We start from the raw sequence: 14,705 nt of genomic DNA, 5'->3' as shown, positions 1-14,705 counted from the left end.
TACGCCGCTGTTTACTTTTATTTTGAAATTATTGCAAAACTCAAGCTATTCTCACGAAGTAGTATTGTTAAATGAATTGTAGAATATATTTTTCCAAAGCGAGGCTGATAAATAATGGAAATGCAATTTCATGCGACCACGATATGTGCGGTTCGCCACAATGGCAAAGGCGCCATTGCCGGTGACGGCCAAGTGACTTTCGGCAATAGCATGGTCATGAAGCATACAGCGAAGAAGGTCCGTAGATTGTACCGTGGGCAGGTAATCGCTGGTTTCGCAGGCTCCGTTGCGGATGCGATCTCGCTTTTTGAGAAGTTCGAAGGCAAGCTGGAGGAGCATCACGGCAATTTGCAGCGTGCGGCAGTCGAGCTGGCGAAGGATTGGCGTTCAGATCGTATCCTGCGGAAGCTGGAAGCGATGATGATCGTTATGGATGCGACAGGGCTTCTGCTTATTTCCGGCGGTGGCGAGATCATTGAACCGGATGACGGCATCCTTGCAATTGGCTCAGGCGGGAGCTTCGCGCTTGCGGCAGCACGTGCTGTTAAGCAACATGCCCCTCAGCTTGAGGCTAAAGATATGGTTCGTTCGGCGCTTGAAATCGCATCGGATATCTGTGTGTTCACAAACCGCAATATTATAGTAGAAGAAATCGGCTAACTGCCTGTTATGAACGAAAGGACTCATTTGGAGGGATTAATAATGGCAAATGAAGCAATGACACCGAAGCAGATCGTTGCGGAGCTTGATAAATATATCGTCGGCCAGAAGCAGGCGAAGAGGTCAGTCGCGGTAGCATTGCGGAATCGTTATCGTCGAAACCGTCTTGATGAAGCGTTGCGTGACGAAATCGTACCTAAGAATATCCTGATGATTGGGCCTACAGGCGTAGGTAAAACGGAGATTGCAAGACGGCTGGCTAAGCTGGTAAATGCGCCTTTCGTGAAGGTGGAGGCAACCAAATTTACCGAGGTTGGTTATGTCGGCCGCGATGTGGAGTCGATGGTGCGCGATCTTGTTGAAACGGCGATTCGTATGGTGAAGTTGGAGAAGACGGAGAAGGTGAAGGATAAGGCGGAAGCGCTAGCGAATGAACGCATTGTTACGCTGCTTGTTCCTTCAACAGTGAAACCAAAGTCCCAGAAGAATCCGTTAGAGATGCTGTTCGGCAACCAGTCGAATGCGAATGACTCCGAGGATGAGCCGGTCGAGAGTGCTCAGGTTCTGGAACGCCGTAAGCAAGTGAAGGAGCAGCTTGCAGCAGGCAAGCTTGAGAATGAAACAATCGAGATCGAGGTTGAGGACAATTCCCCGAATATGCTCGATATGCTGGCAGGACAAGGCAATGAAGGCATGGGAATGGGCGCGAACATGCAAGAGCTGTTCGGACAGCTGATGCCGAAGCGTTCGAAGAAACGGAAGCTGGCCGTGAAAGAAGCGCGCAAAGCGCTCATTCAAGAAGAAGCGAATAAGCTGATCGATATGGATGACGTGATTTCGGAATCGGTTGTGCGTGCAGAACAATCCGGTATTATTTTTATAGACGAAATTGATAAGATCGCCAGCTCCTCCCGCGGATCCGGTCCTGACGTATCCAGAGAAGGCGTGCAGCGCGATATCCTTCCGATTGTTGAAGGGTCTACCGTGATGACCAAGTATGGTCCTGTGAAAACGGATTATGTCTTATTCATCGCAGCAGGCGCCTTCCATATGGCGAAGCCGTCTGATCTCATACCGGAGCTACAGGGGCGATTCCCGATCCGTGTTGAGCTTACGAACCTGAGCGTAGAGGACTTTGTGAAGATCTTGACGGAGCCGAAGAATGCGCTCACGAAGCAGTACACGGCGCTGCTTGAGACAGAAGGCATTACCATCACTTTCTCGGACGAGTCGATTCAGGAACTGGCGACGATCGCCACGGAAGTCAACACGAATACGGAGAATATCGGTGCTCGCCGGCTTCACACGATACTGGAGAAGCTGTTGGAGGATCTGTCCTTCGAAGCGCCAGAGTTATCGCTTGAGGAGCTCGTTATTACTCCGGAATATGTACGCGAGAAGCTTGGTAATATTGCGAAAAATCGCGATCTAAGTCAATATATACTGTAAGGGATCGGATTGGAAAGTAGGAGGCATAAAGTAATGGTTTTATTAGCAAAAACAAGAACGCTGAACCGGCTGCTGCAGCGTGCAGCTGGCGGGGCGCTCAATTTCCGTGAGATGGCAGAGGTGCTCTGCACGACGATACAGGCTGATGTGTTTGTTGTTAGCCGCAAAGGTAAAGTGCTCGGATGTGCTGCAGTCGGTCCGTTCCAGCACGAGCAGCTGCGCGCATTGCCAGCGTCTGAACTGCGTTTCTCGTTCGAGAGCAATGAACGTTTCATGAGCATGCAGGAAACCGTAACTAACGTTACGCCTGACGAAGGCATTCAAGAATCCTTCTCGATGATGGCCGGACAAGGCATAATGACCGTTGTACCTATTGTCGGTGGGCGTGATCGCATTGGTACGCTTATTCTGCTGCGCAGCTCGGAGCCGTTTGGTGACGACGAGCTCATTCTGGCCGAATACGGCAGTACGATCGTTGGCATGGAGATTCTGCGTGAGCGTGCGGAGGAAATTGAGCAAGAAGCGCGAAGCCGTGCAGTTGTAGCCGTTGCCGTTGGATCGCTTTCGTTCAGTGAGCTGGAAGCGGTGGAGCATATCTTCGAAGAATTGGATGGCAAAGAAGGCCTTCTCGTCGCATCCAAGATCGCGGACCGCGTCGGCATCACGCGTTCCGTAATTGTGAACGCACTCCGCAAACTGGAGAGCGCCGGCGTAATTGAGACACGTTCACTTGGCATGAAAGGGACATATATTCGGATCCTGAATACACAACTCTTGACCGAGCTCGCAAAGAATAAAAATTCATAAAAGAGCAGAAATATTACAAAATCATTCAAAAACCAGTACAATAATCCCTGTTTTAAGCCCTATCTTCGACAAAGATAGGGCTTTTTTCTCATTGTAATAATTTAGCAAGTTGAGGAATATTAATTTGACGGTTTTCCTTCGACACAAAGCTCTCATATTTTTAATAAATCTTTGTCGAACAAAGAAGGAATGGGAGTGATTCTGTTGAATAATTACACTACACAAGATGGGAAAGTGGGGTTTTTCAGTGAATTTGTTGAATGGCCCGGAATTCAGTCGATTACAGGGCGCTATTAATGCGGCGGAGATGCGTCAACGCGTTATTTCCAACAATATAGCGAATGTCGATACGCCGAAATTCAAGCGCTCCGAGGTCCTTTTTGAATCGCTGCTCGAACAGAGCATGGGCAGTGGAGATTCGCAATTTATCGGCCGGCGCACGAATGCGCGGCATATCCCGATTGGGCAATCGTCTTCGATCCCGGAGGCTAAAGTGATTACGGATGAAACAAGTGTCATGAACAATGACGTGAACAATGTCGATATTGATCGAGAAATGTCGCTGCTCGCGAAGAACCAATTGAGTTACAACTATTACGTGCAGCAACTTAACCATGACATCAAGATGATGCGCATCGGAATTGAAGGGAGAGCATAGAGCATGAGACTTTCTAATGGATTTGACGCTAGCGCATCGGCTCTTACAGCCCAACGGCTCCGGATGGATGTCATTTCGTCGAATATTGCGAATGCCGAGACGACAAGAGGTCAATATGTGAATGGCAAATATGAACCTTACAAACGGAAGATGGTTGTTCTTCAACCGACTTCGCAAAATTTCGCAGATATTCTCAATGGACAGATGAATGGAGCCGGAAATGCATCAGCTGGTGTGAAGGCGACTCGGATTGTTGAAGATCAGACGCCTGATAAACTTGTGTACGATCCAAGCCATCCTGATGCTGATGAGAACGGCTATGTCAAGATGCCAAACGTCGACGTTCTGAAGGAAATGGTTGATATGATCTCAGCATCGCGTGCTTATGAGGCTAACGTAACGGCTTTGAATGCGACTAAAGGCATGTTTGTGAAAGCTCTTGAAATCGGTAAATAAACAGAGATATTAGCGGAGGGATTCCATTGATTAACCCAATGTCGTTTAATCCGATCCAAACCCAATCGGTTAAACTGCCTGAATCGAACAGCATCAAGGATAAGACGACGCCTTCAGAAATGACCCAATCCTTTGGTGATTTTCTGAAAAATGCAATTGACGGCGTAAGTACACAAGAACAGAATGCACAAACGATGAATGATCAGTACATACTTGGCAATGTAGATGTGTCTCAAGTCATGATTGCTTCACAGCAAGCTGAGCTAGGCTTGCAACTCACGTCGCAAATCCGCAATAAAGTGATCGAGGCTTACCAAGAAATCATGCGGATGCAAATCTAATGACAGTGGTTAGAGACATAGGTGAGGTGAAATCGTGAACGAGAAAATATCCCAATACCGAGCGAAAGTTGCTGGGTTTTGGAATGCAATGGAGAAGAAACAGAAAATTTGGTTGGGAGCCTCGGTGGGGATCCTGATTCTCACAATAGTATTGCTTACATATCTCTTTTCAAGAGTCAGCTATGAAGTTGCGTTTCAAGAATTGGACAGTACTGATGCAGCGGCCGTAATGGAATACCTCGATACGAACAAGATTTCTTATAAGCTGGCGGATGCTGGCCAAACGATTTTGGTTCCAGCAGCAAATGCGGCGAAGGTTAAAGTTGAAGCGGGTTCTCAGGGGCTTGTCCGTAACGGTACGATCGGATTCGATCAATTTAACGATAGCGGATCAATGTTTGGTCCAACGGACCGCGTAATGGATATTCAATATCGCAATGCATTGAATGGCGAAATTCAGAAGCTTCTTAATGTGATGCAAGGCGTTAAGAGCTCCAACGTACTCGTGAATTTGCCGGAAGAATCGGCATTCATGACGACGGAAGAGAAGGAAGAAGCATCCGCATCTATCACGATGTCATTCCGTCCTGGTTATCGCCCGGAGCAGAAAGAAATCGATGGTTACTACAACCTTGTGAAAACAGCTATTCCGCACATTAAGGCAGAGAACATTACGATCTCTAGCCCAGAAGGAGAAATGCTACCTTCTAGTAATATCGGCGGAAGTGGCCTTGGAAGTGAGCAGCTAGACGAACATTATCAAATTCAGCGCAAGTTCGAGAATGATCTGAAGCAGAAGGTACAGACAATGCTTGGGCCAATGGTTGGTATGAACAACCTGGTTGTAACGGTGTCGAGCTCCTTTAACTTCGATAAGAAGAAATCGGATCAACAGCTCGTTTCTCCGCTGGAGAACAACAATAACAACGGTATTATTGTCAGTGAAGAAACAACGAGTAGTACATCAACTGGTGCAAGCAGCGGCGCCGGCGGCGTTGCTGGTACAGGCGAGACAGATGTTCCTGGTTATCAGGCAACTGATTCATCTGGCGGCAGCTCGGAGCAGAATAACCAGAAGACAAATTATGATTTCAACAAGATACTGAATTCGATCGAGTCTGCACCTTATGTAATTAAAGACTTGTCTATCAGCGTCGGTGTTGAGAAGAGCGCCTTGAGCGCTGAAGCGAAGACGGAAATGAACAATTTCCTATCGACAATCATTCGCTCCCAACTCGCTGAGTCCGGTCAAGACGTCAATAATGACACATTGATCCAGAAGAAGATTTCGATTATGGCTCAAACATTCGTCGACAACGGTGGAGCAACTTCTTCGGCAGTACTCTCGAAGGGCTGGTTGACAGCAATCGGAGTTGCAGCTCTTGCGATTATCGGTGGACTTGGATACATGGTCGTTAGACGCCGCAGACAAGCAGCGCTTGTTCAAGAAATGGCTGAAACGCCTGGCAAAGTCGAATATCCGACAATTGATCTCGAGAATGTTACAAATGAAAATCAAGTACGCAAACAGCTTGAAACACTTGCCAAGCGCAAACCCGAGGAATTTGTCAATTTGCTTCGGACTTGGCTGGTGGATGAATAGAGGTGGCCGGAATGGCAAAATATCAAGGTGGATTCAGCGGCCGTCAGAAAGCTGCAATATTATTAATCTCGCTTGGTCCTGAAGTTTCTGCTCAAATCTTCAAGCATCTTAGAGAAGAAGAAATTGAACAGCTAACGCTCGAAATCGCCAATGTGCGCAAAGTAGACAATATGGACAAAGAGAACATTATGAGCGAGTTTCACCAAATTTGTGTTGCTCAAGAATATATTTCACAAGGCGGTATTACTTACGCTCGTGAAATCTTGGAGAAAGCGCTCGGCGAAACCAAGGCGATGGAAGTTATCGGTCGTCTGACCGCGACGCTACAAGTGCGGCCTTTCGATTTTGCCCGCAAAGCCGAAGCAAGCCAAATTCTCAATTTCATTCAGAACGAGAATTCACAAACGATTGCACTCGTCCTTTCTTATTTGCAAGCAGATCAGTCATCGCAGATTCTATCGTCACTTCCGCAAGAGAAGCAGGCTGAAGTTGCCCGAAGAATTGCGCTTATGGACAGCACGTCGCCTGAAGTTATTTCGCAGGTTGAACGCATTCTCGAACAGAAGCTATCTGCAACCGTTACTCAAGATTACACAACTGCAGGCGGTATTGAATCAATCGTTCAAATATTGAATGGTGTCGACCGCGGTACGGAACGTACGATCCTCGATGCGCTCGAGATTCAAGATCCGGAGCTTGCAGAAGAAATCAAGAAAAGAATGTTCGTCTTCGAGGATATCGTCAACATCGACAACCGTTCGATTCAGCGTATTATCCGCGATATCGAGAACGCCGACTTGCAGCTTGCGCTTAAAGTGGCGAGCGAAGAGGTCCGCGAAGCCATCTTCCGCAACATGTCCAAACGGATGGCAGAGACGTTCAAGGAAGAAATGGAATACATGGGACCTGTCCGGCTGCGTGACGTCGAAGAGGCTCAAACTCGCATCGTAGCAACCATCCGTAGACTGGAAGAGTCTGGCGAGATCATCATCGCCCGCGGCGGAGGAGATGATATCATTGTCTAGGCTGTATAAATCGTCGCATGTGATCTCCGTCGAAGATTTAAAGCGGCTTGAATGGTACAACAAGTACGTACCCGCAACTTCACCTGATGAGCCGAGCATTCCAGTCGGTCCAACAGCAGAAACCATTTCGCTTCGGGATCAAATCCTGGATGACGCTGAAGAATTCGCTAAACAGCGCATTCAAGAGACAGGCGAACAGATCGAGACGATGTATGAAGATGCAAACGCCCAGATCGACCAGTGGTGGTTGGAGCGGCGACTGCAGGATGAGCAATTGCAAGAACAAATCCGTCAGGATGGCTACAGCCATGGCTTCCAAGAAGGCAGAGACGCTGCTACCTCAGAGGTTTATGCTCAGTGGGAAGTCATGCTGACAGAAGCAAGGTCGATACTAGACTCCGCTTATGATACGAAGGAACAGATCATTCAAGAAGCTGAACCATTCGTAGTAGCTCTGAGTACGGCGATTGCTGAGAAAATTATTAATAAGCAACTGACCATTGATCCAAACTGGTCGCTCGATATTATTCGGAAGTCGTTAGAGCGGCGGCGTGAGCAAGGAGTTATCACACTCTGTGTCTCTCCGCAGCAGCTGACATTCGTACAAGCCGCAAGAGAAGAACTGTCACTAGTTATCGATTCACAGGCCGAGCTTCAAATTGTTCCCGATGTTTCGGTCAAAGAGTTCGGTTGTGTCATTCGCTCCTCATTCGGCAGCATTGACGCTCGAATTGATACACAGCTCGCCGAAATCAAGCGAGAATTGATCGGACTCGCCTTGCAGGCCGATGAACGAGGGGTATCCGATGAGAGCTAGTAGACTTAATGCTGATCGCTATATCGAACATCTTCGCCCGATTGATCCGGTTCGCGTAAATGGTAAGGTAACTCAAGTTATTGGCTTGACGGTTGAATCTGAAGGTCCGGATGCCAGCATCGGCGACGTTTGCTTGATCTATCCGGCCAAATCATCCAAACCGCTTAAAGCGGAAGTAGTTGGTTTTCGGGATAACAAGGTCATTCTAATGCCGCTTGGCGAGCTTACTTCCATCGGCCCCGGCTGCGATGTGGTCGGAACTGGCAAACCGTTAACGGTTCAAGTAGGTTCCGAATTACTAGGCAAAGTACTGGACGGGCTTGGTCAACCGCTTGACGGTTCGCATCTTCCGACCCGCTTACCGCATCATTCGACTCATAATGCGCCAAGCAATCCGCTGGCAAGACCGCGAGTGAAAGATCCGCTCAGCATCGGAGTTCGTGCGATTGACGGTCTGCTTACAGTTGGCCAAGGTCAACGGATTGGTATCTTCGCCGGTTCTGGTGTCGGTAAGAGTACCTTGTTAGGTATGGTCGCTAGAAATACTTCCGCTGACGTCAATGTCATCGCCCTAATCGGCGAACGCGGACGCGAGGTTCTCGAATTTATCGAGAAGGATCTAGGTCCCGAAGGGCTTGCAAGATCAGTCGTGATCGTAGCGACTTCTGACCAACCAGCATTAATCCGAATCAAAGGTGCGCTAATTGCCACAACGATTGCCGAGTATTTCCGAGATCGCGGGCTTAACGTCATGCTTATGATGGATTCGGTAACACGTTATGCGATGGCGTTGCGTGAAGTCGGTCTTGCCATTGGCGAGCCGCCTGCAACGCGTGGTTATACGCCTTCGGTATTCGCGAACTTGCCGAAGCTGCTCGAACGAGCCGGTACGGGACAACGAGGTTCGATTACAGCATTCTACACCGTCCTTGTTGACGGTGATGATATGAACGAACCGATTGCCGACGCCGTTCGAGGGATTCTTGACGGACACATCGTTCTTAGCCGTGCTTTGGCGCACAAAGGTCATTTTCCAGCGATTGACGTCCTGGCTTCGATTAGCCGGGTCATGAAGGAAATTGTCCCGGAAGAGCAGCAGGATGCCGCGAATGAGCTCAAACGTCTCATGTCTATATATAAAGATTCGGAAGATCTGATTAATATTGGGGCGTACCAACGGGGGTCAAATGAAAAAATTGACCAATCTATCGAATTTTTTGACACCATTCAAGCTTTTACCAGACAAAAAACGACAGAAAAAGCCGGGTACGAGGAATCAAAAGAACGATTAATCCGGGATTTCTACATGAACTAGGAGATGACTTAGTTAGATGGCTCGATTTCAATATGCCTACCAGAAGATCGTCGACTTGAAGACGAGCGAGAAATCGCAAGCCGAGTGGCAGCTGTCCGTTGTCATAGGCAAGCTTAACAATGAGGAGCAGTCGCTGAAGCAGCTTCGCGAAGAGAGGACATCTTGGGTTGAACGGTTACAGAACGCTTCGAATGAAGCGGTGAGCCTCTCAGAGCTGCTTACGATGCAGCAGTACATCGAACATCTCGACAGCAGAATTGTTCGCAAGCTTGCAGATGTCAAGAAAGCGGAAGTTGCAGTTGAGGCAGGCCGCCGAGTGTTATCCGACCGGATGATGGACGAGAAGGTATGGCAGAAATCAAAGTCAAATGCTCACGATCGTTTCCGTGCCGACATGATGGCAAGAGAACAGAACGAGCTTGATGAGCTCGCTACCGTAAGGTTTATGTACGCTGCACAATAGGCGTTAATGTTGCTTTGCGAATCGGGAGCGACGCCCGAGGGAGGGAATTATTTTGGCAGACATGGAAATGGAAAAGCAAGGATATAGCGGATTTGAACGGTTTATGTTTTTCGTTACGCCGATTCTCTTCACACTTATTCTGCTAGGCGTACTAGTTACGCTATTCAACTTCGACCTACGTAACAGGGCGCTTGAGATTGGGAGCTCGATTCCGATCTTGAATAAAGTGCTGCCTGAGCCTGCTGTTAAAGAAGGAACAGTCGTAGATGAAGGTAAGATCAAGGCAGAGAATTCCGATGCCAAGATCGCCGAGCTGAAAGCGATGGTCGCTACGAAAGGGGCCGCGCTGACGAAAGCGACGGATGAGAAGTCGCAGCTCTCGCAGCAGGTGAAGGCATTGCAGGCGGAGATAGAGCAGCTGAAGCAGGCCGGGGCCGAGAAGCAGCTAGAGGATGCCGAGTATCAGAGCAAGATTAGTGAACTCGCAGCGATGTATGGCAAGATCTCGTCAAGCAAGGCGGCTCCAATCTTGGAGAGTATGGAGATGGCTGAGACTGTGTTGGTTCTCGATGCAATGAAACCGGATGACCGTGTACGGATTCTTGAGAAGATGACACCATCCAAAGCGGCAGAAGCTACCATCGAGCTGAAAGATGTAAAGACAGTTAAGGATCGTCAAATTGCCGCACTGCAAGCAAGAGTGAAGAAGCAGGAAGCGACTTCAACACAGCCGAGCAGCGTTCTGAGCAACACGCAGCTGAACACAACATTCTCGAACATGGATCCAAAACGGGCTGCGGAGCTGCTGCTCAAAATGGCGGATGTCAGTCCAAGCAAGGTACTGCGGATCTTGAATGCCGTGACAGACGCATCTCGTGCATCGATCATTGCGGAGATGTCTAATCTCAACAAAGATATTACTGCGCAGCTCGTTTCGAAGCTGATGGTTGGTAAGTAATCACTTCTATACGAATATTCATTCGAGATCCTCGGGTGAAGGAGGTGAAAAAATATGCAAATGTCCGTTTCTAGTGCACCAGTCAGCACATCGCCGACAGGATCGCCAGCTGCATCTAATGCTGCTAAAGGTGGCGATAACGTAGCGTTTGTCCAAACGCTTGCAAACACATTAGCAGGTAATCCTGCGGCGAATGCAAGCGGTGAGACGTCAGGTGACGCTGCAGTTACGCAGAAGGCTCCTGCGAATCTATTAGCATCGTTGCTAGGTGGCAATCTATCGAAGGATGATCTGCTGGCAGCAATCGACTCACTCTTGAAACAGCTTGATGATAAAGATGCTGATCAACTATCCTCAACGACAACAGAAGGCAACTTGAATGACGCACTTCTTCAATTGGACAGCTTGATGAGCTTGCTGACTGGCATGCCGGTAGCTGATCAGCAGTTACCTGATGCACAAGGCGATCTGACAAATGTCCTTCCAGCAGATAGTACTGGTGATCAAGGTGGTACAGCTGATACAATGCTGGAGGTTATTGCTGCGCTTAGTGCCGCAGGGACGCAAGCAGTAGCAGGTCAAGCTGCTGAGCAATCGACTAATGGTTCTGATGTGAAGAATGCGAACGTTGAAGCAATCGCAGCTTTGAAGTCTGGTCTGCAAGAAGCTCTATCTGATTTGCGCACAGTGCTGCAGCAAAGTAAGAACGGAGGAGCGGCTGGACGTGATCAGAATGCACTCATCAGCAAACAGCTTATTGCGACTGAACAGCTCATTAATGGTTCGAAACCAGATCTGCAAGCAGCGATTCAAGCACTGACTGAAAATGCTGGCAGCGAACAAGTGGACACCATTCGAACAGTTCAAACCGCTTCAGTGGGGACAAACTCGCATCTTCAGCGTATGTCCCATCAGCTCCTTCATGTAGGATTGCTGAAAGTCGTTCCGAAAGCTGAAGAGCAGAATCGACAAGCAGATTCGGATCAGCAATTGAACGCGCTGATTACGCCACCGGGCATGATGAATCAAGATTTGCAGCGATCACAGATGGCTGCATCCAAGCAAGTCATCCAGCAGCCGGTTCCAGTAAATCAATTCGCGACAACTATTCAAGGGCTCGTAGTCAAGCAATTCCAGGTATCATCGGGTAACGGTGTATCGCAAGCGCAATTGACTTTGTATCCAGAACATCTGGGTCAAGTGAATGTGAACATTTCCGTTCATGGCGGCATCGTAACCGCACAGTTCTTGACCGATACCGTAACCGCGAAGGATATGCTGGAGAACCAGATGGCACAGCTTCGTTCGACGCTTCAATCCCAAGGGCTTCAAGTCGACAAGCTGGAAGTTTCTCAGACCGCAGCTCAAACGAATTTCTTCCAAGAGCATGACCGCCATGGTCAAAACGGTAGAGAGCAAGGTAATGCTGGACGTGGTGGTTCGAGCAAGGAAACTGATCTTGACTTTAATACGGATCTGGAAGAGGTTACCCTTGAACAGGCAGTCGATCATGATTTGGGATTAGGTCGAGGTATACATACAATTGCTTAAATCAAACACACCGTCTGGATATCGCATAACAGGATAGAACGGAGGTGACAGAAAATGTCCGATCGTGTTTCTACTACCAACGTGTGGCCTTATTACAGTCAAAGCAACGTACAAACTGCAGCTAAGAAAGAAGAGGATAAGTCACTTGGCAAAGATGACTTTCTGCGCATTCTTGTAACGCAACTGCAGAATCAGGATCCGATGCAGCCGCTTGAGGATAAAGATTTTATCGCCCAAATGGCGCAGTTCTCTTCAGTTGAACAGCTCGTGAATATGTCGGATCAATTGGCTGGCCTTCGCCAGAACCTTGGCATGGCTTCCAGCATGATTGGCAAAGACGTGCAATGGTACGATTATTCCGATTCCGGAGATATGATTACCCAAACAGGCACTGTTGATTCAATTGTCATCAAAGATAAAGTTCAGTATGCAAGAGTTGGCAATACGGATGTCAAACTCGATGACATCGTCTCTATCGCTGACAAAGGCGGTGAAGCTGCCAATGGGTGATGTCATGAAAATTGGCCATCTAAGCTTGTCTCCTGCTGCTCAAATTCACAAAGCAGCGCAGAAGGAACAGACGGCTGGACATACGGAGTCCTTTCGAGAGGTTCTGGACCGTAATGTATTGAAGTTTAGCCATCATGCGGAAACAAGGATGGCTCAGCGCGGTATTTCGTTCAAACCGGAGACATTATCGAAGATCGTGAGTGCTATCGATCAAGCGGCTGCCAAGGGAGCCAAAGATTCTTTGGTCGTGTATCAAGATATTGCGATGATTGTTAATGTACCGACGCGAACGGTCGTCACCGCCCTGGATGGCAACAAGCTGCAAGGAAATGTGTTTACTCAGATTGATAGTGCAGTCATTGTGAATTAATCGGCTGGACCTAATAAGGAAGCCGAAGAGCCGTGGAATGACGGAAGCGGCTCCATGCATCTGCAATATTACACAAGGAGGATGACCACTCGATGTTAAGATCTATGTACTCTGGCGTATCCGGTATGCGTGGTTTTCAAACAAAGCTGGACGTCATTGGTAACAATATCGCAAACGTAAATACGGTAGGCTTTAAAGCAGGACGCGTCATGTTCAAAGATATTTTGAGCCAAACGGTTTCCGGTGTTACGCGTCCGGAAGAAGGAACAACAGGCGGCGTGAATGCGAAGCAAGTTGGTCTTGGTGTAGCAATCGCTTCAATCGATACTGTACATACGCCTGGTAGCGCAATGACAACCAACGTGCCGACTGACGTTCGCCTTGATGGTGACGGATTCTTCGCGGTATCCCCATCCGGCGACGGTGCAGAGGCGCCATACCTGACTCGTGCAGGTAACTTCTCTCTGGACGCAGCTGGGCAGCTCGTGAACGGTGATGGCATGTTCGTACTTGATTCCAACGGCGGTCCAATTACGCTTGATCCGGCTGAAGTGAAATCGTTCACGATTTCCCAAGACGGTTCGATTGTCGCAGTAGGCGCTGACGGTACAGCCACTTCCACAGGGATTCAGCTTGGCGTTGTAAAAGTAACGAACCCGAACGGTCTCGAGAAGATCGGCGGTAACCTGTACCGTATGACACCGAATGCGAACATTGACGGTGAAGTTACATTAACAACTGCGAACGACGCCGATGCAGGCACGGGCGCGATTATCTCCGGTCAGCTCGAAATGTCGAACGTTGACTTGACTTCCGAATTTACAGAGATGATTGTTGCACAGCGCGGCTTCCAAGCGAACTCCCGGATCATCACTACTTCCGATGAGATTCTGCAAGAAGTTGTTAACCTGAAGCACTAGGTAAATAACCGCTAGGGAGGCTTCCCGCCTCCCTGCTAGGTTAAGGAGGAAGCTCATGATCGCTGTAACGCGACTGAATGGAAAGACCATACATATCAATGCGCTGCTTATTGAGCTGGTAGAAGAAACGCCTGATACCTTAATTACGTTGACGACAGGTAAAAAAATACTGGTGTTGGAGAAAGCAAACGAAGTCATTTCCTCCATACAGTCTTATCTTCGCTCGATTGGCGTCTATGCGGCGACCTTAAAGAGTGATCAAACGGAGGGACCATCACAATGAAAAAATTGCTGCCCTGGCTAATCTCGATTCTGCTTGCTATCACGCTTATCGCTATCGTAGCTGTTATCCTACTCAACTCGATTATGGGGGATGACAAGACCAAGAACGCTGCTAATAAAGCTGCGAATAACGCTGCCACTGTTGAAACAAAGAAGCTTACCGCAGATGACCGCGTTGAACTAACGAGCGAGATAACGGATATCAAAACCAATCTTTCGGACCCAGAATATATCGCGGTTCTCGGGCTTGCTTTTCAACTAGATAAGAAATCGACGAAAGAAGATTTCGAGAAAATTAAAGAAATTCAAATTAAACCGATCATCATCCGTACTTTGTCGGATATGAAGCCGGAACAGATTAACGGTTCCGCAGGCAAAGACTTGCTCTGCGCGAAGTTGCTCAATTTGATCAATCCGGAGCTTCCGGAAGGCATGTTAATCAAAGTCGAAGTTACCAACTTTATTGTAACGAAGCTGTAATCATCTTAAGAACACCGCATTCCTTTGAAGGGGGTGAGAT

At 48.3% G+C, this 14,705-nt stretch carries 18 protein-coding genes; all 18 read left to right on the top strand.

Annotation, left to right across the window (positions count from 1 at the left end; genetic code table 11):
- Window positions 1-114 precede the first annotated feature (114 nt).
- The 18 genes from hslV to AC0YNX_RS10600 all read left to right on the top strand — a co-directional run bounded on the left by hslV (window position 115) and on the right by AC0YNX_RS10600 (window position 14,665).
- Window positions 115-660: an ATP-dependent protease subunit HslV gene (gene hslV, locus AC0YNX_RS10685; protein WP_475815669.1), complete on the top strand. Its 546-nt coding sequence runs from the start codon at window positions 115-117 to the stop codon at window positions 658-660.
- A gap of 42 nt (window positions 661-702) precedes the next feature.
- On the top strand, window positions 703-2,109 hold the full coding sequence (hslU, locus tag AC0YNX_RS10680; RefSeq protein ID WP_475815668.1) for an ATP-dependent protease ATPase subunit HslU: 1,407 nt from the start codon (window positions 703-705) through the stop codon (window positions 2,107-2,109).
- A 33-nt stretch (window positions 2,110-2,142) separates the two neighbouring features.
- On the top strand, window positions 2,143-2,916 hold the full coding sequence (codY, locus tag AC0YNX_RS10675; protein ID WP_475815667.1) for a GTP-sensing pleiotropic transcriptional regulator CodY: 774 nt from the start codon (window positions 2,143-2,145) through the stop codon (window positions 2,914-2,916).
- A 247-nt stretch (window positions 2,917-3,163) separates the two neighbouring features.
- Window positions 3,164-3,574, top strand: coding sequence for a flagellar basal body rod protein FlgB (gene flgB / locus AC0YNX_RS10670; protein WP_475815666.1), 411 nt, complete (start codon window positions 3,164-3,166; stop codon window positions 3,572-3,574).
- A 3-nt stretch (window positions 3,575-3,577) separates the two neighbouring features.
- The gene (gene flgC, locus AC0YNX_RS10665) at window positions 3,578-4,030 is read left to right on the top strand and encodes a flagellar basal body rod protein FlgC (protein ID WP_475815665.1); all 453 of its coding nucleotides are present in this window, start codon (window positions 3,578-3,580) and stop codon (window positions 4,028-4,030) included.
- A gap of 26 nt (window positions 4,031-4,056) precedes the next feature.
- Window positions 4,057-4,371: a flagellar hook-basal body complex protein FliE gene (gene fliE, locus AC0YNX_RS10660; protein ID WP_475815664.1), complete on the top strand. Its 315-nt coding sequence runs from the start codon at window positions 4,057-4,059 to the stop codon at window positions 4,369-4,371.
- A gap of 34 nt (window positions 4,372-4,405) precedes the next feature.
- Window positions 4,406-5,974, top strand: a complete 1,569-nt coding sequence (gene fliF / locus AC0YNX_RS10655; protein ID WP_475815663.1) for a flagellar basal-body MS-ring/collar protein FliF — start codon at window positions 4,406-4,408, stop codon at window positions 5,972-5,974.
- Between the two features lie 11 nt (window positions 5,975-5,985).
- The gene (gene fliG / locus AC0YNX_RS10650; protein WP_475815662.1) at window positions 5,986-6,999 is read left to right on the top strand and encodes a flagellar motor switch protein FliG; all 1,014 of its coding nucleotides are present in this window, start codon (window positions 5,986-5,988) and stop codon (window positions 6,997-6,999) included.
- Window positions 6,992-7,816, top strand: coding sequence for a FliH/SctL family protein (locus tag AC0YNX_RS10645; RefSeq protein WP_475815661.1), 825 nt, complete (start codon window positions 6,992-6,994; stop codon window positions 7,814-7,816). The genes fliG and AC0YNX_RS10645 overlap by 8 nt, the downstream gene beginning before the upstream one ends.
- Entirely contained in the window at window positions 7,806-9,131 is a 1,326-nt protein-coding gene (gene fliI / locus AC0YNX_RS10640) for a flagellar protein export ATPase FliI (RefSeq protein WP_475815660.1), read from the top strand. The genes AC0YNX_RS10645 and fliI overlap by 11 nt, the downstream gene beginning before the upstream one ends.
- Window positions 9,132-9,147: 16 nt before the next feature.
- The gene (fliJ, locus tag AC0YNX_RS10635; RefSeq protein WP_475815659.1) at window positions 9,148-9,594 is read left to right on the top strand and encodes a flagellar export protein FliJ; all 447 of its coding nucleotides are present in this window, start codon (window positions 9,148-9,150) and stop codon (window positions 9,592-9,594) included.
- 61 nt (window positions 9,595-9,655) lie between these two features.
- Complete coding sequence (locus AC0YNX_RS10630; protein WP_475815658.1) at window positions 9,656-10,552, top strand: MotE family protein; 897 nt, start codon at window positions 9,656-9,658, stop codon at window positions 10,550-10,552.
- Between the two features lie 54 nt (window positions 10,553-10,606).
- Entirely contained in the window at window positions 10,607-12,103 is a 1,497-nt protein-coding gene (locus tag AC0YNX_RS10625; protein ID WP_475815657.1) for a flagellar hook-length control protein FliK, read from the top strand.
- 54 nt (window positions 12,104-12,157) lie between these two features.
- Window positions 12,158-12,613, top strand: a complete 456-nt coding sequence (locus AC0YNX_RS10620) for a flagellar hook capping FlgD N-terminal domain-containing protein (RefSeq protein WP_475815656.1) — start codon at window positions 12,158-12,160, stop codon at window positions 12,611-12,613.
- Window positions 12,606-12,983 carry a TIGR02530 family flagellar biosynthesis protein gene (locus AC0YNX_RS10615; protein WP_475815655.1) on the top strand — a complete coding sequence of 126 codons (378 nt, stop codon included), beginning with the start codon at window positions 12,606-12,608 and terminating at the stop codon, window positions 12,981-12,983. Before AC0YNX_RS10620 ends, AC0YNX_RS10615 begins: the two co-directional genes overlap by 8 nt.
- Before the next feature lie 92 nt (window positions 12,984-13,075).
- Window positions 13,076-13,903, top strand: a complete 828-nt coding sequence (flgG, locus tag AC0YNX_RS10610; RefSeq protein WP_475815654.1) for a flagellar basal body rod protein FlgG — start codon at window positions 13,076-13,078, stop codon at window positions 13,901-13,903.
- A 55-nt stretch (window positions 13,904-13,958) separates the two neighbouring features.
- Entirely contained in the window at window positions 13,959-14,186 is a 228-nt protein-coding gene (locus AC0YNX_RS10605; RefSeq protein ID WP_475815653.1) for a flagellar FlbD family protein, read from the top strand.
- The gene (locus AC0YNX_RS10600; protein WP_475815652.1) at window positions 14,183-14,665 is read left to right on the top strand and encodes a flagellar basal body-associated FliL family protein; all 483 of its coding nucleotides are present in this window, start codon (window positions 14,183-14,185) and stop codon (window positions 14,663-14,665) included. The genes AC0YNX_RS10605 and AC0YNX_RS10600 overlap by 4 nt, the downstream gene beginning before the upstream one ends.
- Window positions 14,666-14,705: the final 40 nt, after the last annotated feature.

It is taken from the genome of Paenibacillus sp. J31R98 (assembly GCF_056269245.1).
Note: the sequence above shows the minus strand (reverse complement) of the source record. Positions and strands in the feature narration are given on the sequence as shown.